This window comes from Microseira wollei NIES-4236 (genome assembly GCF_020521235.1).
GTDB lineage: Bacteria > Cyanobacteriota > Cyanobacteriia > Cyanobacteriales > Aerosakkonemataceae > Microseira > Microseira wollei.
This window is the reverse complement of record NZ_BLAY01000091.1, coordinates 1-20,511: the sequence shown is the minus strand read 5'-3', so window position 1 is coordinate 20,511 and position 20,511 is coordinate 1. Positions and strand designations below refer to the sequence as shown.

The 20,511-nt window shown below is 44.8% G+C and carries 35 protein-coding genes and 1 pseudogene; 10 read left to right on the top strand and 26 right to left on the bottom strand.

The annotated features are described in order from the left end of the window. Window positions 1-132: 132 nt before the first annotated feature. The 9 genes from MiSe_RS26965 to MiSe_RS26925 all read right to left on the bottom strand — a co-directional run bounded on the left by MiSe_RS26965 (window position 133) and on the right by MiSe_RS26925 (window position 6,822). Window positions 133-333, bottom strand: a complete 201-nt coding sequence (locus MiSe_RS26965; protein WP_226586288.1) for a hypothetical protein — start codon at window positions 331-333, stop codon at window positions 133-135. A 61-nt stretch (window positions 334-394) separates the two neighbouring features. Further along, complete coding sequence (locus tag MiSe_RS26960) at window positions 395-994, bottom strand: methyl-accepting chemotaxis protein (RefSeq protein ID WP_226586287.1); 600 nt, start codon at window positions 992-994, stop codon at window positions 395-397. A 71-nt stretch (window positions 995-1,065) separates the two neighbouring features. Further along, window positions 1,066-2,433 carry a HAMP domain-containing protein gene (locus MiSe_RS26955; protein WP_226586320.1) on the bottom strand — a complete coding sequence of 456 codons (1,368 nt, stop codon included), beginning with the start codon at window positions 2,431-2,433 and terminating at the stop codon, window positions 1,066-1,068. A 176-nt stretch (window positions 2,434-2,609) separates the two neighbouring features. Next, window positions 2,610-2,768 (bottom strand): hypothetical protein, encoded by a 159-nt coding sequence (locus MiSe_RS26950; protein WP_226586286.1) that lies wholly within the window; start codon window positions 2,766-2,768, stop codon window positions 2,610-2,612. A gap of 16 nt (window positions 2,769-2,784) precedes the next feature. Beyond that, complete coding sequence (locus MiSe_RS26945) at window positions 2,785-5,133, bottom strand: response regulator (protein WP_226586285.1); 2,349 nt, start codon at window positions 5,131-5,133, stop codon at window positions 2,785-2,787. Continuing rightward, window positions 5,103-5,495, bottom strand: coding sequence for a hypothetical protein (locus MiSe_RS26940; protein WP_226586284.1), 393 nt, complete (start codon window positions 5,493-5,495; stop codon window positions 5,103-5,105). The genes MiSe_RS26945 and MiSe_RS26940 overlap by 31 nt, the downstream gene beginning before the upstream one ends. Before the next feature lie 22 nt (window positions 5,496-5,517). Continuing rightward, the gene (locus tag MiSe_RS26935; protein ID WP_226586283.1) at window positions 5,518-6,237 is read right to left on the bottom strand and encodes a zinc ribbon domain-containing protein; all 720 of its coding nucleotides are present in this window, start codon (window positions 6,235-6,237) and stop codon (window positions 5,518-5,520) included. Further along, window positions 6,191-6,607, bottom strand: coding sequence for an IS607 family transposase (locus MiSe_RS26930; RefSeq protein WP_226586282.1), 417 nt, complete (start codon window positions 6,605-6,607; stop codon window positions 6,191-6,193). The genes MiSe_RS26935 and MiSe_RS26930 overlap by 47 nt, the downstream gene beginning before the upstream one ends. A gap of 26 nt (window positions 6,608-6,633) precedes the next feature. After that, window positions 6,634-6,822 carry a PAS domain-containing protein gene (locus MiSe_RS26925; protein ID WP_226586281.1) on the bottom strand — a complete coding sequence of 63 codons (189 nt, stop codon included), beginning with the start codon at window positions 6,820-6,822 and terminating at the stop codon, window positions 6,634-6,636. A 620-nt stretch (window positions 6,823-7,442) separates the two neighbouring features. Between MiSe_RS26925 and MiSe_RS26920 the strand changes: the two genes are divergently transcribed. The 7 genes from MiSe_RS26920 (at window position 7,443) to MiSe_RS52935 (ending at window position 10,596) form a co-directional block, all read left to right on the top strand. Further along, complete coding sequence (locus MiSe_RS26920) at window positions 7,443-7,883, top strand: Hpt domain-containing protein (protein ID WP_226586280.1); 441 nt, start codon at window positions 7,443-7,445, stop codon at window positions 7,881-7,883. Further along, window positions 7,852-8,355: a hypothetical protein gene (locus tag MiSe_RS26915; protein ID WP_226586279.1), complete on the top strand. Its 504-nt coding sequence runs from the start codon at window positions 7,852-7,854 to the stop codon at window positions 8,353-8,355. The genes MiSe_RS26920 and MiSe_RS26915 overlap by 32 nt, the downstream gene beginning before the upstream one ends. After that, a complete protein-coding gene (locus MiSe_RS26910) occupies window positions 8,325-8,903 on the top strand; it encodes an ATP-binding protein (RefSeq protein WP_264196705.1) in 579 nt (192 codons plus the stop codon). Before MiSe_RS26915 ends, MiSe_RS26910 begins: the two co-directional genes overlap by 31 nt. 1 nt (window position 8,904) lies before the next feature. After that, a complete protein-coding gene (locus MiSe_RS52940) occupies window positions 8,905-9,054 on the top strand; it encodes a chemotaxis protein CheW (protein ID WP_373872879.1) in 150 nt (49 codons plus the stop codon). Between the two features lie 111 nt (window positions 9,055-9,165). Beyond that, window positions 9,166-9,333 carry a hypothetical protein gene (locus tag MiSe_RS26905; RefSeq protein ID WP_226586278.1) on the top strand — a complete coding sequence of 56 codons (168 nt, stop codon included), beginning with the start codon at window positions 9,166-9,168 and terminating at the stop codon, window positions 9,331-9,333. Between the two features lie 39 nt (window positions 9,334-9,372). Next, complete coding sequence (locus MiSe_RS26900) at window positions 9,373-9,993, top strand: CheR family methyltransferase (RefSeq protein WP_226586277.1); 621 nt, start codon at window positions 9,373-9,375, stop codon at window positions 9,991-9,993. Between the two features lie 255 nt (window positions 9,994-10,248). Beyond that, on the top strand, window positions 10,249-10,596 hold the full coding sequence (locus MiSe_RS52935) for an SH3 domain-containing protein (protein ID WP_373872878.1): 348 nt from the start codon (window positions 10,249-10,251) through the stop codon (window positions 10,594-10,596). Between the two features lie 39 nt (window positions 10,597-10,635). On the opposite strand, the gene MiSe_RS26890 is transcribed toward MiSe_RS52935, so the two are convergent. From MiSe_RS26890 to MiSe_RS51205, 4 genes are all read right to left on the bottom strand, one after another. Next, window positions 10,636-10,785: a hypothetical protein gene (locus MiSe_RS26890; RefSeq protein WP_226586276.1), complete on the bottom strand. Its 150-nt coding sequence runs from the start codon at window positions 10,783-10,785 to the stop codon at window positions 10,636-10,638. A 56-nt stretch (window positions 10,786-10,841) separates the two neighbouring features. Further along, window positions 10,842-11,783 (bottom strand): methylenetetrahydrofolate reductase, encoded by a 942-nt coding sequence (locus tag MiSe_RS26885; RefSeq protein ID WP_226586275.1) that lies wholly within the window; start codon window positions 11,781-11,783, stop codon window positions 10,842-10,844. A gap of 192 nt (window positions 11,784-11,975) precedes the next feature. Continuing rightward, complete coding sequence (trpS, locus tag MiSe_RS26880) at window positions 11,976-12,983, bottom strand: tryptophan--tRNA ligase (protein WP_226586274.1); 1,008 nt, start codon at window positions 12,981-12,983, stop codon at window positions 11,976-11,978. A gap of 19 nt (window positions 12,984-13,002) precedes the next feature. Continuing rightward, on the bottom strand, window positions 13,003-13,131 hold the full coding sequence (locus tag MiSe_RS51205) for a hypothetical protein (RefSeq protein WP_264196704.1): 129 nt from the start codon (window positions 13,129-13,131) through the stop codon (window positions 13,003-13,005). A 380-nt stretch (window positions 13,132-13,511) separates the two neighbouring features. Between MiSe_RS51205 and MiSe_RS26875 the strand changes: the two genes are divergently transcribed. Continuing rightward, window positions 13,512-15,074, top strand: coding sequence for a B12-binding domain-containing radical SAM protein (locus tag MiSe_RS26875; protein WP_226586273.1), 1,563 nt, complete (start codon window positions 13,512-13,514; stop codon window positions 15,072-15,074). Between the two features lie 103 nt (window positions 15,075-15,177). Here the strand turns inward: MiSe_RS26875 and MiSe_RS26870 are convergent, their stop codons facing one another. Beyond that, window positions 15,178-15,648 carry a tetratricopeptide repeat protein gene (locus MiSe_RS26870; protein WP_226586272.1) on the bottom strand — a complete coding sequence of 157 codons (471 nt, stop codon included), beginning with the start codon at window positions 15,646-15,648 and terminating at the stop codon, window positions 15,178-15,180. Window positions 15,649-15,830: 182 nt separating this feature from the next. Here MiSe_RS26870 and MiSe_RS26865 point away from each other — a divergent pair, with 182 nt between their 5' ends. Beyond that, complete coding sequence (locus tag MiSe_RS26865; protein ID WP_226586271.1) at window positions 15,831-16,184, top strand: SH3 domain-containing protein; 354 nt, start codon at window positions 15,831-15,833, stop codon at window positions 16,182-16,184. Between the two features lie 62 nt (window positions 16,185-16,246). On the opposite strand, the gene MiSe_RS26860 is transcribed toward MiSe_RS26865, so the two are convergent. The 4 genes from MiSe_RS26860 to MiSe_RS26845 all read right to left on the bottom strand — a co-directional run bounded on the left by MiSe_RS26860 (window position 16,247) and on the right by MiSe_RS26845 (window position 17,655). After that, entirely contained in the window at window positions 16,247-16,594 is a 348-nt protein-coding gene (locus MiSe_RS26860) for a DUF5615 family PIN-like protein (protein ID WP_226586270.1), read from the bottom strand. Continuing rightward, window positions 16,594-16,926, bottom strand: a complete 333-nt coding sequence (locus tag MiSe_RS26855) for a DUF433 domain-containing protein (RefSeq protein ID WP_226586269.1) — start codon at window positions 16,924-16,926, stop codon at window positions 16,594-16,596. The genes MiSe_RS26860 and MiSe_RS26855 overlap by 1 nt, the downstream gene beginning before the upstream one ends. Window positions 16,927-16,993: 67 nt before the next feature. Beyond that, window positions 16,994-17,341 (bottom strand): DUF5615 family PIN-like protein, encoded by a 348-nt coding sequence (locus MiSe_RS26850; RefSeq protein WP_226586268.1) that lies wholly within the window; start codon window positions 17,339-17,341, stop codon window positions 16,994-16,996. Then, window positions 17,338-17,655 (bottom strand): DUF433 domain-containing protein, encoded by a 318-nt coding sequence (locus MiSe_RS26845; RefSeq protein ID WP_226586267.1) that lies wholly within the window; start codon window positions 17,653-17,655, stop codon window positions 17,338-17,340. The genes MiSe_RS26850 and MiSe_RS26845 overlap by 4 nt, the downstream gene beginning before the upstream one ends. A gap of 12 nt (window positions 17,656-17,667) precedes the next feature. On the opposite strand from MiSe_RS26845, the gene MiSe_RS26840 reads away from it, so the two are divergent. After that, window positions 17,668-17,859, top strand: a complete 192-nt coding sequence (locus tag MiSe_RS26840; protein WP_226586266.1) for a hypothetical protein — start codon at window positions 17,668-17,670, stop codon at window positions 17,857-17,859. Window positions 17,860-17,880: 21 nt separating this feature from the next. On the opposite strand, the gene MiSe_RS26835 is transcribed toward MiSe_RS26840, so the two are convergent. From MiSe_RS26835 to MiSe_RS26805, 8 genes and pseudogenes are all read right to left on the bottom strand, one after another. After that, the gene (locus MiSe_RS26835; RefSeq protein ID WP_226586265.1) at window positions 17,881-18,018 is read right to left on the bottom strand and encodes a hypothetical protein; all 138 of its coding nucleotides are present in this window, start codon (window positions 18,016-18,018) and stop codon (window positions 17,881-17,883) included. Between the two features lie 102 nt (window positions 18,019-18,120). Next, a pseudogene (locus tag MiSe_RS54005) lies at window positions 18,121-18,246 on the bottom strand (BrnT family toxin); the annotation flags it as partial. A 6-nt stretch (window positions 18,247-18,252) separates the two neighbouring features. After that, the gene (locus MiSe_RS26830; RefSeq protein WP_226586264.1) at window positions 18,253-18,483 is read right to left on the bottom strand and encodes a YgiT-type zinc finger protein; all 231 of its coding nucleotides are present in this window, start codon (window positions 18,481-18,483) and stop codon (window positions 18,253-18,255) included. Between the two features lie 2 nt (window positions 18,484-18,485). Further along, window positions 18,486-18,794 carry a DUF4258 domain-containing protein gene (locus tag MiSe_RS26825; protein ID WP_226586263.1) on the bottom strand — a complete coding sequence of 103 codons (309 nt, stop codon included), beginning with the start codon at window positions 18,792-18,794 and terminating at the stop codon, window positions 18,486-18,488. 1 nt (window position 18,795) lies between these two features. Next, complete coding sequence (locus MiSe_RS26820; protein ID WP_226586262.1) at window positions 18,796-19,095, bottom strand: NACHT C-terminal alpha/beta 1 domain-containing protein; 300 nt, start codon at window positions 19,093-19,095, stop codon at window positions 18,796-18,798. Window positions 19,096-19,100: 5 nt separating this feature from the next. Beyond that, window positions 19,101-19,367 carry a type II toxin-antitoxin system RelE family toxin gene (locus MiSe_RS26815; RefSeq protein WP_226586261.1) on the bottom strand — a complete coding sequence of 89 codons (267 nt, stop codon included), beginning with the start codon at window positions 19,365-19,367 and terminating at the stop codon, window positions 19,101-19,103. Beyond that, complete coding sequence (locus tag MiSe_RS26810) at window positions 19,364-19,573, bottom strand: hypothetical protein (RefSeq protein ID WP_226586260.1); 210 nt, start codon at window positions 19,571-19,573, stop codon at window positions 19,364-19,366. Before MiSe_RS26810 ends, MiSe_RS26815 begins: the two co-directional genes overlap by 4 nt. A 43-nt stretch (window positions 19,574-19,616) precedes the next feature. Continuing rightward, the coding region (locus tag MiSe_RS26805; protein WP_226586259.1) for a HEAT repeat domain-containing protein at window positions 19,617-20,511 on the bottom strand (895 nt) is incomplete at its 5' end.

Below are 20,511 nucleotides of genomic sequence, written 5' to 3'. Positions count from 1 at the left end.
AGTTGCTAGTTATCTCATGGATAGGAGCTAATGGCTAATGGCTAATGGCTAATGGCTAATAGCTAATGGCTAATGTCAGTAAAAATCCTATATTAGCAAGCAATTAGCCATTAGCAAAGCCCTTGTTTATAACTAGCAACTTGCGTTAATAGAAAAATCGAGCAGAACAACTTTGGGATGGTGGCACTCAGCCTCGAGGCAATGATACAAGCTGGTTGCTGAGGCAAATACATATTCTTCGGCATCTAAAGCGGCGCGCAATCTTTGATTTTCTGAAAGCGAACCAGCTGCCAAAAGAATTAATGAAATTGGTTTGAGGTAATTTTTCATCATTGGTAATTGGAAATTGGTAATTGCAGATTTAAGTTAAATCTAAAATCTGCAATCTAAAATCTTAAATCTTAAATTGACTGACAAGTTCTTGCAATTCGCTAGCGGTTTTGGATAGCTGAATTGCTGCTGTTTGCGTGTTGCTGGCGCTGGTGGTGGTACTGGTAGCAGCATCGGCGACGCTGGTAATATTGCGGGCAATTTCCGACGAACCGAGGGCAACTTGGTTGACGTTACGAGCAATTTCGTTTGTCGTTGCGGTTTGTTCTTCTACAGCGCTGGCGATGGTGGTTTGCAAATCGCTAATCTGATTAATGATGGTGGTAATTTGGGCGAGCGCACTCACCGAACTCTTGGTATCCGCTTGAATCGCCTCGACTTTCTTGCTAATATCTTCCGTGGCAGTTGCGGTTTGTTTTGCTAGTTCTTTCACCTCATTTGCCACCACCGCAAAACCTTTACCCGCTTCCCCTGCTCTTGCAGCTTCAATTGTGGCGTTGAGTGCCAACAAATTCGTTTGTTGGGCGATAGAAGTAATGACTTTAACGATATTGCCAATTTCCCTGCTGCTGACACCCAGCTTAGCGATCGTTTCGTTAGTAAGTAGGTGCAGGTAAATAAAGTGAAAATAGTTATATAAAGATAGGGCAGGCAGGATGCCCACCCCACAAAGCTTTCAACTCTCTTGTGGGATGGGCGTCTCGCCCGTCGGGTGTTCAGTTTATTTATACCTACCTACTTAGTTTCTGCCGTTTTCACCGCTGAATTTGCAACGGTGGCAGCTTCGGCAGCACTTTTGGCAATTTCTTTGATGCTAGCGTTCATTTGGTCGATACCCGTGGCGACGGACTGCACATTGACGCTAACTTGTTCGGCGGCGGAGGCGACTGTTCCAGCTGGTGCGGAAGTTTCTTCTGCCGCAGCACCCATATTTTGGCTATCTGCAAGCAACTGTTCCGAGGCATTGTTGAGAGCGATCGCAACTCCACCAATTCGCTGCACCTGGTCAGTCAAATTCGCCGCCATTAAATTAACATCATCTGTTAAATCTTGCCAAATTCCGCTCACACCCGATACAACTGCCTGACCGCCTAATTTTCCGTTTACCACCTCTTTTGTCAGTCGCGTTACTTCTGAAGCAAACCCATCCAAGCGAGCGGTCATTTGATTGACGGTATTCTTCAGTTCTAAAATTTCTCCCTTCGCTTCTACGGTAATTTTCTTGGACAAATCTCCATTAGCAACTGCGGTGGTTACTTCAGAAATATTGCGTACCTGATCGGTCAAATTATGCGCCATTAAATTAACGCTATCGGTTAATTCTTTCCAGATTCCAGCTACGCCGCGCACTTGTGCTTGACCGCCGAGAATGCCTTCCGTGCCGACTTCCCTCGCTACCCGCGTCACTTCCGAAGCAAAGTCGTTGAGACTATCAACCATTTGGTTGAGGGTATCTTTTAATTGCAATATTTCGCCTTTAGCATCAACCGTTATTTTTTCGCTCAGATCGCCAACGCCGATTGCCGTTGCTACTTTCGTAATATTGCGGACTTGATTGGTTAAATTATTTGCCATCAAGTTGACGCTTGCGGTCAGGTCTTTCCAAATACCGGATACGCCTTCTACGCAAGCTTGACTTCCTAATATTCCTTCGCTGCCAACTTCAACCGCAACGCGGTTTAATTCTAAGGCAAAGGCATTGAGTTGGTCTACCATTTTGTTGAGCGTAGTACCGATGCGGCGGAACAATCCCTTTATTTGCTTGCCTTCAACTTCTAACTCAAATTTTTGGGAGAGATCGCCTTTTGAGACAGCGTGCAAAACCCGTGCAATTTCTATAGTCGGGTTCACCAAACTATTGACCATCTCGTTGACAGCATCAATACTGGCAGTCCAGGTTCCTTTAAATTCTTTGTGCGCTACCTGTTTGTTGACCTTTCCTTCTTCAACCACTCCCTGGTGAATGGGAATCAACTCGTTGACAAATTTTTGATTAACGCTCACCATTTGATTAAAAACGGTGGCAATTTCTCCCAAGCCGTTATTTTCGTCTAAGCGCACGGTAAAATCTCCATCCCGCACCGCTGCTAAGGCGTGGAGCAGTTGTTGAAGTGACTCGGAATAGGTGATGGGAGATTGAAAATTTTGGAAATTTTCCTCAATTTATATGGCAACATTTCTCGTTAATTCGTTTGGCATATCCATGTGTTCGGATTTGAGATTTCAGATTTTAGATGGCAGATTTAATTTGAAATACGCCATCTGCAATAACCAATTACCTATGACGCTACGGCTGCGATCGCTTCCAGCAAAACCTCGAAGGAACCCACATCGAAAAAGATGACAATATCTCCTTGAACGTGCAATTCCTCAATGGTGAAACGCGCTGGATCCAAAAGGACAGCACTATCTTTTTCAGACTTGGGGGTTGGTAGCAAATGCTCGATCTGTTCTTCAGGACAGAGGGGAATTTGAATTTATATTCTCCCCTGCTCGCTTGCTCCCCTGCTCCAGAGCTTCCACTTCTTCTGTCCCCGTTATCCGGTTATACTCGGCTTCAATCGTTGCCACCAGTTCCCCTGCACGGGAGATTAAGTTTTTTAACTGTTCAAATGCTTGACGAGCAACGGCTGGGTGTGACTGGGGAATGGGTGCGTTGCCCTCAGGCGATGCTGATGCTTCTTTTGTGCTATTTACTCGCTTGAGGTCAGCATTGTTTTGCTCTGTTTTTGATTGTGGAGGATCCAGGGAGGGAGGCAATAACTCAGGTGCAGATCGCAACAATAATAGATTCGACTTTGTTGTTTGCGGCAGTGGGTGACTTGCTAATGAAACTGCTTGCAAAGCAGTTGTTTGGGGTGGAGCAACAAATGAAGTTTTCTCTTCCTCTAATTGTTCCATCTGGCTCGTCCTAGTTTCCAGTTCCACAGGTGGTAATTTAGAGAGAAATTGTTCGTAGCGGCTAAGGGCTTGGGTGAGTACTTGGACTCGGACTGGCTTGCTGATATAGTCGTTCATGCCTGCATCTAAACAAGCTTCGCGATCGCCTTGCATCGCATTCGCCGTCATCGCGATAATCCAAGGACGGTGGGATTTGGGATTTGGGATTCCCTCCTTTTGATCCCCCTCTGGTCCCCCTTGCCAAGGGGGAAGTTTGCGATCGGGAGAAAACTGCTGCCGGATGCGACGGGTGGTTTCTAATCCATCCATCTGTGGCATTTGCATATCCATAAATATGACATAATACTCGCGCTGCAAAAGCGCATCCAGCGCCTCAACTCCGCTACTGGCAACATCAGCGCTATAGCCTAATCGCTTTAACATTTCTACGGCAACAGTTTGGTTTACTTCCACATCGTCTACCAGCAAAATCTTTAAAGGCAGTTTTTCCCCTAAACCGGGATCGAATTGGGACGGTTTCTCAATACAGGGTTTGGTATTGGTACATTCCTTACCGGCGATGCGAACCAAAACTTCGTGAAGTTGAGCTTGCTTAATGGGTTTATAAATAAAAGCCACAAAGTCAGCTTGATGGGGGATTTCTTTGCGACTTGGTTTCCCTCCAGAACTCAGAATTAATAAAGGCAAATTTTTTGTCTTCGGTAAAGCATGAATCTCCTGAGCCAGAGCAATTCCATCCATTTCTGGCATGTGGTAGTCTAAAATCGCCAAGTCAAATTCATAGCCTTGATTGAGTAATTTTAAAGCTTGGGCACCCGACTTGGCAGCGCGGACAACCATGCCCCAAGATTTAGCCATCAGGGTGAGTATTTTGCGGTTTGTGGCATTGTCATCCACCACCAATACCTGCAACCCTGCTAATTCTGGCTGAGGCAGGTTTAGATCTAACGTATCTTCGCTTTTTGGAGCTAAAGGAGCAATTATTGTGAAAGAAAACTTGGAACCCTTTCCTACTTCGCTTTCTACCCACATCGTACCCCCCATCAATTCGCACAACCGCTTGCTGATGGCTAAGCCTAACCCTGTGCCGCCGAATTTGCCCGTGGTGGAACTATCAACCTGAGTAAAGGGTTTAAATAGTAAATTTATTCGTTCGGGGGGAATGCCAATGCCGGTATCTTTAACTGTAAATTGGATTTCGTATTGGGAATTGGTGATGGGTAATGGGGAATTGGTAATTGGGGATTGAGAATTCTCTTGTTCGCTTTGAACCCGCGTTGCTGGGTCTTCTGACCCAGTCGACAATTTTTTAGCAGAAACGGAGACAACTACTTCCCCAGATGAGGTAAATTTGACGGCATTGCCAATCAGATTTACCAAAATTTGCCGCATTCGCGTGATATATCCAAAAATAAAATTGGGGGTATTTGGGGCAAAAAATTGGTAGGCTAATTCCAGATTTTTTTCAATCGCTTTGGTAGCAACTAAATCTAAAGCTTCTTCGACACAAATTCGCAGGTTAAAAGGTTCTGATTCTAAATCTAGTTTACTGGCTTCAATCTTAGAAAAGTCGAGGATATCGTTAATAATGGCAAGCAAGGAATCGCCGCTGGTGCGAATTGTATTGATGAAATTGCGCTGGTTGGGTGTTAGTTGAGTATCTAACAGTAATTCGGTCATGCCGATGACGCCATTCATGGGGGTGCGAATTTCAGGGATCATCATGGCTAAAAATTCGCTTTTGGCGCGGTTTGCTGATTCTGCCGCGACTTTGGCGCGTTTTAATCGTGCTTCTACGAGCTGGCGTTGTTTTAGTTCTTCTTGATAGCTTTGGATGCGCTGGGTGAGTTCGGTCACGTCTTGAATGGCAATTATAGCGGATTGCAGGCGGATGAGGTACACCTTCGTTTGTATAGCGGCAGCATTAATGCTGCCGCTATACAAACTTGCGCCAAAAGGCTGTACCTCACACGAAAAGCAATCGGCTGTAAGGCATCGAATCCTTCTCCCGAAACTGCTGGTACTGGGGTGACGTTGGTTTGTTGAATGCGCGGTTTGCCGTTAGGTTGGTTAGCAGTAATTAATGGCTGGTGCAGCTGAGGGGAAAATACGGCGGGTAAGCCGTGTTTAAACACTTGTCGCAAGCGACTTTGGTACTTCGGTTGATTGATGTGGACTCTAGGCATATCGGAATAAGACGGAAAGAACCGTAATATTTCGTTGACCATTGTTGTCGGTCTGAGGGGCGTGAGGTAAGCGGACACAGGAGACATCCTCCCTCACGTTCTAGACCACTGGGCATGAGTCCTTAGCCGGGGCTTCTTTGACTTCCGCCGAGTACAGGTGTTTACGATCTAACCAGCCACGGTTAACCGCTTCCTCTAGCGACAGATCCATATCAGCCAAAAAAGATGCGGTTCTGCGGATCAGAATTCTCTGAACGGCATCAGCGCTCATGCACCGAGTAATCTCGGCATCGTCCTTGCGCTGATGTAAATTCACAGCCGCATTGCAATCTGCCTGTAACTTCATCCCGTCAAACGTGAAGAATGAATCCCCAGATCTGTTGCCTAGCAAGGTTCCATTGCGAGAATCCACCTGTGATGAATAGGCAGCATTCACCAACGTCACAGACGATTTGCGACGACTGGCAATCTCTTCTAACGCTTTCTGAATCTGTCCTTTGCACCATTCAGAAAGATTTCGTTTCATGGCACGGGAACGCCGTTTTGACTTGATTGGAGTGCTTAACTCTTCTGTGACGGCTTCTCTGTGCCGATCAAAAAACTGATTAACGCCTTCTCTCACTCGGTTGAGTAGTTGCGCTTTCTTCTTGGCTTCTCGCTTGTTCCAACGTTTCTTGCCAAGATTACAACGATGAATATGCGGTTTGTTCTTGCTTGTTGCAATCCTTGACAGCTTGTTTCTTGCCTTGCCCCTAACGTGTCGCTTCTGAACTTCAGTCAAATCCAAAGCGGCAGAGCCGATCTTTGTGTGCCACGACAATCCGCTTTACTTCTCGCTTGGAAACTCGTTCCATCAACGCGAGAAACTTTTTCCGCTTAAAGTTCAAGCCAGATCCAATTTCACGAATGCACTGACAACCCGGATAATTCTGCCCTAAATAGGTGACTTGGTTCTCTAGTTCTGGCTTCTGGGCAGGCGTTGAGATCCTTGCGTAGAGGATTGTTTCACCTTCCTGTGATTTCATCGCCTCTAAACTAGATGCCAGATAACGACGATGACCACCGGGGGATTTAGTACAAACGATCTTCCCTTCATCTGCCCAGTTTGCTAGAGTTTTGGGATGATAACCATATTGTTTTTGGACTTGTTTTGGAGTGAGAAACATAATTTCGGATAAATTAAGAATCATTACATATTATTCCGTTTTTGGGCTATCTAGTCGTTATGGGGAAAATAGGTATCTAGTTTCTTGCCGATGATTTCGGTTTGAGGGATTTTCGTCCAGTCTTCTAGGATGCGGTTCCAATAAAGAACCACCATATCTTGCTGGATGACGCATAAACCCACTGGGACGCGGTCTAAAATGGTGAAATTTTGGGGGGCTTTTTCAATTGCCTGGGTCATGGCTTTAGCTGGAAAAACAACAAATCAGTATTCTTACGTAGATGCGCTCCCTCGATCCTTAATTTATCTGCACCCTATGAAAAATTCATCGGTATTCCCACGTAAGTGTGATGGCGCGGGTCTTGATTTATCTTCACCCTAAAAACTGAATTAGTTTCGGTAATCCCTGAACTTTATGGTTGGCTGGTCAAAGTAAGTCAAGCGAATCTCTTTGGCGATTATAATAAGTTCTGATCAAAATAATGAGTAAGGTATAATTACAGTGTCAAGCAATCAACCCTTAATTTCTAAGTATTAGAGCTAGGGTGTAATTTTGCTGGGGTAGCACTACTGTTTCCAAGTATTCGTCGCTAGATGTGGGTGCATAGTTAGTCAGCAGCGCGCGCGCTCGCAAGGCATACAGCGGTCGAGGAAAGTTTTGGGTTAGGGATTTTGGCACAGTTTTAGGTAATCGCCCTAGGCGATCGCTCAATCCAAAGTCTAAAATCTAAAATTTTTATCGTTAACTTTCCGGATACTTAGATATTTCTGCAGAAAACAAAGATTGGGTCGGTTGGAGTCGGGGATTTTTCTGACTCTTGTTGATGAATCTGGCAGTTAGAAAAGAAGGAACTTAGTCAATGCAAATCGATGAAGATGTCAAGGAATTCCTCATCGAAGGTTACGAACACCTGAACCAGATCGAAGGGGATCTGCTGGTGCTGGAGCAAAGTAATTCCGCTCCAGAGGTGATGAACCGCATTTACCGCAGTCTGCACACGATTAAAGGAAATAGCGGATTTTTGGGTTTAGACAAGCTGGAAGGGGTGACTCATGCGGCAGAAAATCTGCTCAGTCGCTTGCGCGATCGCACTATCACTCTCACTCCCTCTATCACCGACGCTTTACTACAAGTGGTAGATGCAATAAAACACCATTTCCAAGCGTTAGAAACAACCAGCTTCCGATCCCCCCCTGCTCCCCCTTCACCAAGGGGGGGTGCCAAATTCACCATCGGATCCCCCCCTGCCCCCCCTTGCACAAGGGGGGGTGGAACGTCCAAAATTGGCAGTTGTTTCTGAAACTGATACTGATAAATTTAGCGTTGCGGATACGGCGATCCGAGTTGATGTTGCGGTTTTAGATAAATTAATGAATTTGGTGGGGGAACTGGTTATATGTCGCAACCAAATTCTGGAGTTTTCTCATAGCGAAATTAAAGACGATGCTTTTAAATCCGTATCCGGACGGTTAAACTTAGTCACCTCAGAATTGCAAGAAGGGGTGATGAAAACTCGGATGCAACCTATTCGCACGCTGTGGAACAAATTCCCCCGCGTGGTGCGGGATATTGCGCTCAGTTTGGGTAAGCAGGTGCGCTTGGAAATGGAAGGGGAAGAAACTGAATTAGACAAGATAATTGAAGCGATCGCAAATCCCCTCACCCACCTGATCCGCAACTGTTTAGATCGCGGACTCGAAACCCCAGAGGTGCGGGTAAACCCCCCGTCGGACGAGTTTGTTTGCGAGCGGATCGCGAAAGCGGTCAAGTGACAATTGAAGTGTCCGATGATGGTAAGGGAATCAATTCAGAACGCATTAAACAGAAAGCGATCCAACGGGGGATAATTACCTTAGATCGAGCTATGCAAATGAGCGATCAAGAAGCGCTCAATTTGATTTTTCTACCCGGTTTTTCCACTGCAGAACAAATTACCAATATTTCCGGACGAGGCGTGGGGATGGACGTGGTGCAGGCGAATGTGGAAAAAATCAACGGTAGCATCGATGTCCACAGTCGCATCGGACAAGGAACGACGTTTAAGCTCAAGATTCCCCTGACGCTGGCGATTATTCCCACTTTGATTATTACCAGTGGAGGCGATCGCTTTGCTATTCCCCAAGTTAATTTAGTCGAACTCGTCCGCCTCGAAGGCGAACAAGCACTCAAAAGCATCGAAATGTTTCACGACACCCCCGTTTATCGCCTGCGGGGACGACTGCTACCGTTAGTTTATTTAAATCGGGAATTAAAGCTGGACTCAGAACAGGACGCGGGGACGGGGAGACACACCGGACGCGGAGAATTCAAATCAATCTAAAATCGCAAATGACGAGGTTCTCAATATAGTTGTTGTCCAAGCAACTGACAAACCGTTTGGATTGGTGGTAGATCCGATTAACGACACCCAAGAAATTGTTGTTAAACCTTTAGGAAAACAACTAAGATCGCTCAATTGTTTTAATGGCTAATGGCTAATGGCTAATCGGTAATAACAAAGGTTGTTGAGGTTAACTAGCAATCAGCAATTAGCAATTAACAATTAGCCATTCCCAATTACCAATTACCAACTACCAATTACCATGCCAATCAACGCTGCTGACTTTGATTATATACGCAAACTGGTACGCGATCGCACGGGTGTAGTCCTATCCGAAGATAAGCATTACCTCATCGAGTCGCGTTTGTCAATATTAGCCAAGAATGCTGGAGTTAATTCGATTGGCGCTTTAGTAACGCAACTGCGGTAGGCGCCTTTTAACCCGCTCTACAATCTAATTGTGGAAGCAATGATGACCAACGAAACATTTTTATTCCGCGACGAACACCCCTTTCAAGCACTAAAAATACATATCCTGCCAGAATTACTAAAGCAGCGACAAATAGAAGGAAATCTAAATATCTGGTGCGCCGCCTGTTCCAGGGGACAAGAACCTTACAGCATTGCTATGTTGATGCGCGAGCATTTTTCAAATCTTTCTTCTTGGAACGTGCAAATAATTGCCAGCGATATTTCTACCGCCATGTTAGAAAAAGCACGCGCTGGACGCTACGGACAGCATGAAATTAATCGGGGACTACCTGCAACATTGCTGCAAAAATACTTTCAGCCTTTTGGCAATGAGTGGCAGCTAAAAGAAGAGATTCGCCGGATAGTAGAGTTTCGTCAAATTAATTTGACTTCGACTTTTCCACCTTTGTCGCCAATGGATATTATTTTTATGCGTAACGTTCTAATTTATTTTGATATTGAAACTAAACGATGTATTTTATCGAGGGTGCGGCGGGTTTTAAAACCCGACGGTTACCTATTTCTAGGCGGGGGGGAAACAACTATTAATCTTGACGATGCCTTCGAGCCAGTACAATTTGGTAAAGCTGTGTGTTATAAATTGCGACAATTAACTTAGTAACTCAAGTTGCTAGTTATCTCTCGAAGAGCGGCTAATCGCTAATGGCTAATGGCTCGATAGGGAAAAATGGTATATTACGCTTTGAGCGCAATTAGCAATTAGCAAGCTTGCCACTTGCGTTAGTATTAAAAAATCTCTCAATATCAATGGTAAAGCTGTGGAAGTAAGTTAAACTAGATCGTTGTTTCCCACCAATTTTACATGAGATAATCAAGAAAATTTTTAGGTGCGATCGCTATTTGATCTGCCTCTATTACTGGTCTGTCGCTTGCGTCTGGTGCGCTGGCAAATCCTCAAACGCCAAATTCACACAATCAACCTCAAATTATTGTACAAAATAATGGCATCTGTTCGTTTATTAACGCAAATGGTGTTAATGTCCGCAGCGCCCCCAATACCCAGTCTCAAGTGGTCACCAAACTAAACAGGGGAGACATTGTTAGGGCGGTGCGAAGATCGGGTAACTGGGTTCAAATCTCTGGAAGAGTCACATCACCCCCTGGAACTTCCCCGGAAGTTGTTCGACCCCTTAGAGGTTGGGTACAAAATACTTATATTGACGGCTGTTCTGAAGATCAATTTGAGAGATGGCGACGTTAAGATGAGGTTTTGTAGCGCAGGTAGATAACTTTTCAAGAGTTACGCAGAACATCCATATATAGCGTTTTGTAGGGGCAATCCCCCCGTGGTTGCCCCTAAATCGGTCGGCGTTACGTAAGTCCTGTTTTGATTTCTACCCAAAGATTGTAGAACGCCGTGCTTTTGTTTTAACAGGTTTTGTAGGGGCACGGCGTAGATAACTTTTGATTTGTACTAAAAGGTTGTAAATGCCGTGCCCCTACAGCTTACACCCCTACTGTCACCGCATGGGAAGCAGATAGGGGAGCAATTCCAGCAATATCCAAAATTTGGGGAATTAAATCTTCTCGCTTCACCGCCATCATGTGGACGCCGTGACAAAGTTGACGCGCATGTTGAACTTGTTCGGCGGCTATTTTCATCCCTTCTTCTAAAGGATCTTTTGCGGCTGCTAGTCGGTCGATAATATGTTGGGGAATGTTAACTCCAGGCACGCAACGATTGATAAATTGGGCATTTTTTGCGGATTTTAGCAGAAAAATTCCGACTAAAATTGGCTTATTCGTACCAGCAGCAATTTGATCCATAAATTTTTCTAGTCGGTCGAAGTCGGTAACCAACTGACTTTGGAAAAATTGCGCCCCTGCTTCTAATTTACGCTCAAATCGTTGCTGCAATCCCGACCAACTGGCACACTGCGGGTCAACAGCAGCACCGACAAATAAATCGGTCGCGCCATCGGTGAGGGGTTGGTCGTTACAGTCAAAACCGCGATTCATTTTATCTATTACTTTGAGCAAGCGTACCGCTTCCAAATCGAAAACGCCTTTACAATCTGGATGGTCGCCCGCTTTCACCGGGTCGCCTGTGAGAGCTAAAATATTCCGGATACCGAGTGCATGAGCGCCCATGAGGTCGGCTTGCAGTCCGATGCGGTTGCGATCGCGACACGCAACTTGACAAATTGGCTCTACTCCCTGCTGTAATAAAATCATCGATGCCGCCAACGGACACATCCGCAGCACCGCCCGACTGCCATCGGTAATATTAACTGCATGAACTCTATTTTTTAGCAGTTGCGCCATTTTTACCATGTGGGCGGGGTTACCTCCCTTGGGTGGCATAACTTCGGCGGTAATTAAAAATTCTCCCGCATTGACGGCAGCGCGGAAAGAATTTAAGGGTGTTGGGTATAGGGTAGCGTGCATCGGGTGTCAGGTTTGAAGAAATTCTAAAATTAAGCTTTGATCTGTTATGCGTTATGCTTGATTGCTCTGTCCAGCCAATGCCTAATCGCTTTATAGAAACTTTACACTGGGCTGCTGCCTCCATTTGGCAGGCAGAGCCTCCCAAATGGCGTTCCCAGGCCGGAGCCTGGGAACGAGAGAAGGAGAGAATGTTTACAAGGGCTTTGTATAACCCAGGGCGTCTTTAACTTGGGATAGAGTAACGTTAGCGATTGCTTCTGCCTTTTCCCTACCTTGCCGCAACACCGACTCCAAATAACCTTTCTCGTCCATCACCGCACGATATTTTTCTTGAATCGGGTTTAATGCAGAAATTATCGTTTCTGTCAAGAGCGGCTTAAACTGACCCCAACCCATATCCGCACATTCGGCGGCTACGGCTTCCTTAGTTTTCCCAGAAAGTATCATGTAAAGCGTCAGCAAGTTATTGCACTCTGGACGTTCTGGATTGCCAAACTCTAAACCCTTAATCGGGTCGGTTTTGCAGCGCTTAATCTTTTTGGTAATCTCATCTGGAGAGTCTAGCAGACTAATCCGACTCAACTCGGAAGGATCGGATTTAGACATTTTTTTCGTCCCATCCGTCAGACTCATCACCCGCGCGCCATCAGACCGAATTAGGGGTTCTGGCGACTTTAACACTTTTTCCCCTTTACAGAATTGGTGGTTAAATCGGTTGGCAATATCGCGGGTGAGTTCCAAATGCTGCTTTTGATCTTCCCCCACGGGGACTTTATCCGCTTGATACAGCAAGATATCCGCCGCCATCAAAACCGGGTAATCCAGCAAGCCGGTATTGACATTTTCCCCTTGCTTGACCGCTTTTTCCTTGAACTGAATCATATCTTGCAGCCAGTTGAGCGGCGTAACGCAGTTGAGCAACCAAGCTAATTCGCTGTGAGCGCAGACGTGGGATTGCACGAAAATGGTGGAATATTGCAAATCGATGCCGCATGCCAGGTACAGGGCTGCGATAGTGTAAGTATCGGATGCCAAGGTTTCCACGTTGTGGGGGACGGTAATTGCGTGCAAATCGACCACGCAGAAGTAATTATCGTACTGACTCTGCCCTTCTACCCAGTTGCGAATCGCTCCCAGGTAGTTTCCCAAATGAAGATTCCCGGTTGGTTGAACTCCAGAGAGAACTCGCTGTTTTGTCATTTTTGCTAATTGCTAATTGCTAATTGCTAATGGGTAATTGGTCATTGGTGATTGGGTGTGCGATCGCATTAGACTTCTCCCATAACTCTTGTGGGATAGGCGTCTCGCCTGTCTTGGAGTTTGTTTTTTGCAGAGGTCTATTACCCATTACCCATTACCCATTACCCATTACCCATTCCCTATCTAGTTTGACATTGTTTGGCGCCACAACCGCAGCCTTTCTCAATGGCATGCTATAAATTATACCGTTCTCATCTAGTTTTTCACAAAAATTTACCTAAAAATCTTCCTTTTGGATGATATGAGTCAAGGCAGCGGGGAACTAAATTATTTCTTTATATTTTATGTTTTGACGGGTGCGATTCGCGGTTTTTCTGCTTCTTTTTCGCCCAATCGGTTCCTGGGAAAGCGGTAATCCCCGCCCCGCTTTCCTGCCGATTTGAGAGCCAATGTGCAGGGAAAGCCTTGTCAACAGGGCAACTATTCCCAATCCAAAATCCAAAATCCTAACTAGCGGGTTTTTTTGTAATGAAAGCTTTACTAATCTGGCCTCATTTTCGCAATTCTTTCTGGTCATACCAAGAAACGCTGAATTTAGCCCGTTTACGCTCGACCAATCCGCCGCTAGGATTGATTACCGTCGCCGCTATGCTGCCCAAAGACTGGGAAATCCGATTTGCAGACCGCAATGTGCGGCAGGAAACCGCAGCCGACTGGGAATGGTGCGAGATTGTAATTATATCCGCCATGATCGTCCAAAAAGCCGATTTTCGAGCATTAATTCAAAAAGGCGTCGCCTTGGGTAAAAAAGTAGCCGTGGGTGGGCCATTCCCCACTTCCGTACCGGAGTTTGCATTAGAATCTGGCGCAGATTATTTGATACTAGATGAAGGTGAATGCACAATCCCGATGTTCCTAGAAGCATTGGAACGCGGGGAGGAACGGGGCATTTTCCGTTCGCCGGAAAAACCCGATGTGACTCAAACGCCGATTCCCCGGTTTGATTTACTCGATTTAGATGCTTATTTGGCAATTACGGTACAGTTTTCGCGGGGATGTCCGTTCCAGTGCGAATTTTGCGACATTATTAACCTATACGGACGCAAACCGCGCACGAAGACGCCTGAACAGATGTTAGGGGAATTAGAAGTCCTCTACAAGATGGGTTGGCATAGGTATGTGTTTGTTGTGGATGATAATTTTATTGGCAATAAACGCAACGCCAAGGTGTTTTTGAGGGAGCTAATTCCTTGGATGCAGGAACGGAATTATCCATTTATTTTGCTCACCGAAGCATCGTTGAATTTAGCCGAAGATGACGAAATGATCGAGCTAATGGTGAAAGCAGGTTTTAACATCGTATTTATGGGGATCGAAACGCCAGATACAACTAGCCTGCTGGGGATCCACAAAAATCAAAATACGCGCCATCCTTTGGTTGAATCTTGTCAGAAAATTACCAAAGCCGGACTGCAAATTATGTCTGGTTTTATCATAGGCTTCGATGGCGAACGTCCGGGTGCGGGTAAGCGGATTCAAGAATTTATTGAAGCGACGGGAATTCCCCAAGGTCAGTTTAGCTTGCTTCAGGCATTACAGAATACGCAAATGTGGACGCGCTTGAAGCAAGAAGGGCGTTTGGTGGATGGTTTGGGAACGTTTCATCAAGGTGCAATTATGAATTTTACCCCGACGCGCCCAGTGGAAGAAATTGTGGCAGAATACATAGATGCCTTCTGGAATATTTACGAACCGATGCCATATTTGAAGCGCACTTTCCGTCATTTTATGATGATGAATGGTTGGCGCGGTCGATGGATGCCCAAAATTACCTCGAAGGAGTTGCGCTTATTTTTGGCAGTTTGTTGGCGTCAGGGTGTAGTGCGTTCAACCCGGTGGCGCTTCTGGTGGCAAATGTTTGCGATCGCTCTGCTCAAACCTCGTCTATTCTATGACTATATGACGACTTTAGGCGTAGGCGAACACTTCTTTAATTATCGCTATGAAGTGAAAGCGCAACTGCTGCAACAGCTAGAAAACATCAAGCAAGCAAAACGCGAACAAGTGCAGGAAGCAGTTGCAGTTGGGTAATTGCTAATTGCTAATTGCTAATTGCTAATTGCTAATTGTTAGTTAACCACAACAGTCTTGGTTATTACTCATTAGCCATTAGCCGTTAGCCATTAGCAATTACCTAACTTAACTTAGCAGTACATTCTAAAATCCACCGCTGATTTTCGATCGCATAAGGTTGAACTTGCAGTGCTTTGTGGAAAGCTTGAATTGCTTGACGATACTCACCCAGTGCGACGTGACACAACCCCATCCCGTGGAGTGCGCCGAAGTGATAGGGGACGATTTGGATAGTCCTTTGACAGTCAGCGATCGCTTTCCGGTACTGGCTGAGAATATAGTAGAGGATGGCGCGTCGATTCCAAGCTTCCGCAAAGTCTGGCATATCTGCAATCAGTTGATTCAGGACGGTTTCCGCCTTGTTCAACTCTCCCACTTCCAGGAAAGCTTGAGATTGCTGTAGCAGTTCCAGTCCCAGTACACCCTTTTGGCGAAACCAGAGACGCCAAAGTTCCGATGACGCCTCCTGGCGCACGGTGTCATCAGGGTTTTTCAGGTCTTCGAGTAACTGTTTAATCGATGAATTGTTCATGGCTTGAGCAGGCGAACAGTTGTAATACTATTTTCCCTTGAATGCGCTCCATATTCGGCGTTACCCATCCCGCTTTCCTCTCTGCGTTACCTATCTCTATTAAAAGTACCCCATAATGGTACTGTCAAACCCTAGTTAGCTTGCTGAGAATGAAAGAGTAAACCAACTAAGGATTTAACCTTATGAAAACTATCAATTACGGGAAAAACTTTTTAGCAGCAATTGCATTTTTATCCCTCGCCGTGCCTAGTTTAACATTGATTTCTCCTGCCAATGCTACTACGACGGGGCGTTCATTTGAGCAAAATGCCGCTGAAGAGGAATTGGTTACAGTCGCCAATAATTCCATGTGTCGGCGAGTTGTAACTAACGGTACTCCTTTGAATGTGCGTTCAAGACCAGGCGGTCGAATTATCGGCAAGTTACGCAACGGAACCCGCGTTACGATTGTAAATCGCGGTGCAAATGGCTGGGTGCCGATTTCCCGTCCTATGCGGGGTTATGTATCTTCCCGTTATCTGACTTATTGTCGTTAAAAACTGAGAAACCCGGTTTCGCAGAAGTTACCGGGTTTCTGGGTGTTTGGGAAGCGATACTACTACAAAGGTAGATATAAAACCTGGTTCGCTAAATCTTCAGGTTCGTAAACTTTAGCAATAATTTCCAAGTCTTCTACACAACTACCAATAAAGAGACGTTGGTTGTGAATGTAAATAACACCCCCAAAGTTTATCCCTTCTTCCTGCCGCAGTTGAGCTATTACTAAAAAATCTTCATCTTGGGTAAACATGACCCGCTGAAGTTCCGTGGCTCGGTCAAGTAAAATTGGATCGGGTGTACCCTCGCGGTTATCTTCTTGGGCTGTTAAAACATCCACACCTTTCAACCGCAAGCCATTTGTAACAGCGCGAGGGACATTTTCATCCATGTAGAAGGCTACACTCATTATTTATAGCCTCTGCGTTTGAGGAGTCCTTGCGCTCTCAGTTTGGCAACTAAAGGAGATTCCCCGGCTTCTAGACGCATCCTTTCAGCATACTCGAAACGTCGCTCTATTTCTGCATCTACCTCTGCTTGGTTATCCCAGTAATAAGCGAGTGCGGAATGAATTTGACTCATGCTCAAATGGGGATACTGAAAGTGCAATTCTTCTGGACTCCAACCGTGGGTAAATTGAGAGGTTACTAATTCCAGCACTTTCATCGTAGTTCCAGCGATGATGGCGATATTGCGTTCGTCGAGTTCTATGTATTTATATTCTGTGGCTGTAAGTGTCATAGTTTTTACCTATTGGTTACCACTTTTATTTTACTGGGTTTGGTGAGCGAGCGCATTTCTGGTAAAACTACAAAGGTAGATATAAAACCTGGTTCGCTAAATCTTCAGGTTCGCTAGCTTTAGCAATAATTTCTAAATCGCGCACGCAATCGCCAATTGTGACATTTTTCCGATGAGCGTAAATGACACCAGCAAAGTTCACCTCCTCAACTTGACGGCGGTTTGCTTCAATTAAAAAATCTTGATCTTGGGTAAACATCACGCGCTGAAGTTCGGTAGCGCGGTCAAGTATAATCGGGTCTGGCGTGCTAGTTCGATTATCTTCTTGAACGGTTAAAACATCTACCTCCCCCTCGCGCAATCCATCTGTAATTCCTTTATGTACGTGTTCATCCATGTAAAGAGCTATTGTCATTTAATTAGCCCTTTGGCGCGGAGTTTTTTAACTAGGGGAGATTCCCCAGCTTCTAGACGCATTTTTTCAGCATATTGATAACGTCGTTCCATATCTGCATCAAGTTCTTGTTTATGATCCCAGTAATAAGCTAAAGTCGAATAAATTTGGCTCATGGTCAGATAGGGATGTTGGCGGTGGATTTCTTCAGCGTTCCAACCGTAAGCGAGATGAGCTTCAATTAATTCAATCACTTTCATTGTAGTTCCTGCAATAATTGGAACATTGCGATCGTCGAGTTCTATGTATTTATATTCTGTGGCTGTAAGTGTCATATTTTTTACCTGTTGGTTACCACTTTTATTTTACAGGTTTTGGCTGGCGAACGCTCGCAACTACAGGTGATTTTTGAGCGGTGGTTTGGGATGCGATCGCTTTCCCATCCTTCTCATTTCCAACTAGATGCGTCTAATATGCTGCCAACTTTCATTGAATATTTTCTCCATTCATTCCAGCCAACTCTACCAATTTGCTTCTGAAGGAATAGTTTGAATAATAGTTTAATTTTCTTCTTCTGATTCAATGTGTTCCGCCAGAACTTTAGCGGTTACTTCTAGCACGCGATTGGCAAATATGTTAGTTAAATCCTGCCTTAAACCTTGCCCTATATAAAATCTCAGCAAAGCTTCCAAAGACATATCTCGACTGGCAGCTATTTGAGTGATTCTAATACGTCTTTTGGCAGATCTAGAGAAACTGTTTCTTTCGCACGGGGGCGGGGTTTAAATTCCAGTTCTTCTTCAGGGGTTTTCATATAATCTCCTTTCAGCTTTAGTGGCGAGACGGGCAGAAATGATTCGGGTTCGCTGACCTCGTTCTACATAAACCGTCAGTAATAGGCGTGGAGCGAGGGAATACCCGATAATGCAATCCTATTGGTAGGCAAATACATCAACATTAATAGATTTGAGAGGTTGTGATTCTCCATGTAACATTTTTCTGATTCGCTCCGTTGTTTCGCGGCTAAATGTAACTTCACCGCACCTTGAACATACCTGCGCGGGAATTTGTTCGACAACATAGAATTTTCCATTGATTTGGAAAACCTCATTGACTTGTTCTGTGTGAGATTCTGTTGCCCCGCAAACATGACATTGAAACATTGTTACCTCCGTTGTGAATAGTCAATCCATTGATTGGGATCGGGTTCATAAATAGTAATAATTTTAGCAATTTCTGATTCTTGACGTGAAACTTGGATGTGCAGGACTTTGCCGGAACGAGTGAATCCTAAGAGTAAGCAACTTGGCGAATATTTATCCTCTGGGTAATCTTCAATGATTATAACATTTTCACCAACTTCTCTAATTTCCTGTTCGCTGATATTTCGTTCTACAGCACGCCTAAACCCATGGCGGCTAAATTCAAATTGACCAGCTTGGAGTTGATGGCGAATTTCTTCTATTTGTTTCACATCAATTTTTGGTTATCACCTTTTCAATCCATTGTACAATAGCTGCTACTAAGTCTTTTTGTGCGGGTGAAAAAGTTGGCAAGAGAATTTCCCCTTGTTCGCACACTACACAAATCGCGCCATCAAATTTGCTTAAAGCTTTCAGAAATGGATCGCTAAATCCTGTGGGTGTAGAGAGTGCTGTGGAATCGTAGCAGATGAAAAACAGGTTAATCTCGCTTTGGCGGCGCAGGTAATTCCAATAAAGTTTGAGTTTTTTCATTGTATCTGGATACCCATCCTGCCACTCTGGAAGATTCATCTAAGTTAAGGAAAATATCTGTAAACTTCTTTCCGGTGCAACACTCTCACAAAAATGACGATATTTTCATTGACTGCCATACCTATTCTGTAGTCTCCCACCCTGATTCGATAGTAGCTCCCGTCAGCCTTAAGCTTTTTCAAATTGCTTACGTCTCCGAGATTTTCAGCCGCCTCTACTTCTTCAATAACCACCTGAATTCTTTGCAGTAGGGATTGATCGCGGAGATTGTTTAAATCTTTTTCAAAACTCTTTCTAAATTCAACATTCATTCTTTTCGCCCTAGAATATTGAAAATTGCTTCGCGGCTAACTGTATCGGTATTTTCACCTTCTTCGATTGCTTTTTCTAAAGCAATATCTTCGATAATTTCTGCTAATAAATCATAAACAACTTCTTTTCGCTCTTGGAGAAGTTCAACAATCGCAGTTTTTAGCAGTTCTTTCAGTTTACTTTCGTCTATGGTAATTTCAGCCATAAAGCCTCCAGATTGGGAGTTTAGTTTAATCTTAACATATTCTCTATTTTTCGCTCATTTTCTCTTTAATCCACTCGACAATCTCTGCAATTAAATTCGGTTGACTGGGTGAGAAATATCGCAAGGGAATATCCCCTGGTTCGCACACCACACAAATCGCGCCATCAAATTTGCTTAAAGCTTTCAGAAATGGATCGCTAAATCCTGTGGGTGTAGAGAGTGCTGTGGAATCATAGCAGATGAAAAACAGGGGAATTTCGCTAATGCGGCGCAGGTAATTCCAATAAAGTTTGAGTTTTTGCATTGTATCTGGATACCCATTCTGCCACTCTGGACAATTTTGATTTAGCATCTCATCGTAAATTTCTGCGGCGGGGTTTTCGGGGTCGATGAATTGGTGATTGTCGATGCAAATTAGCTTTACTTTGCTGCATAAATTGCGTTGATTGTGAATAGCTTCGGCGAGGTATTGGGGTAAGTTTGCTAAGTTGCGGCTTGCTGTTGCGGTGTTGGTAGGAGTGTCTTGGTGCCAAGCTTGATAGAAATCGGGGTAGGGCATATTTTGGGCGTAGTGCCAGATTACGTAGTATGCATTATTAATTTGCTGAGAGTCGTTGAAGTTGGCTTTTAAGGCTTTAATGACGGCAAACTGCTTATCTGTCTCGATTTCCTTCAAGCTTGCTACCACTTGTCCACGGTCGTAATCATCAAGTTGGGGAGAACTGAGCAGTTGCACCAAAGCATCGATCGCATTTTGATTGCCTTGACCAATTTCTCCTAAGCTTACTGCCACTAGACTACGGGCGCGATGATCAAGTTGGTCAGATTTGAGCAGTTGCACCAAAGCATCGATCGCATTTTGATTGCCTTGACCAATTTCTCCTAAGCTTCCTGCCACTTGCCTACGGGTGTCATCATCAAGTTGGTCAGATTTGAGC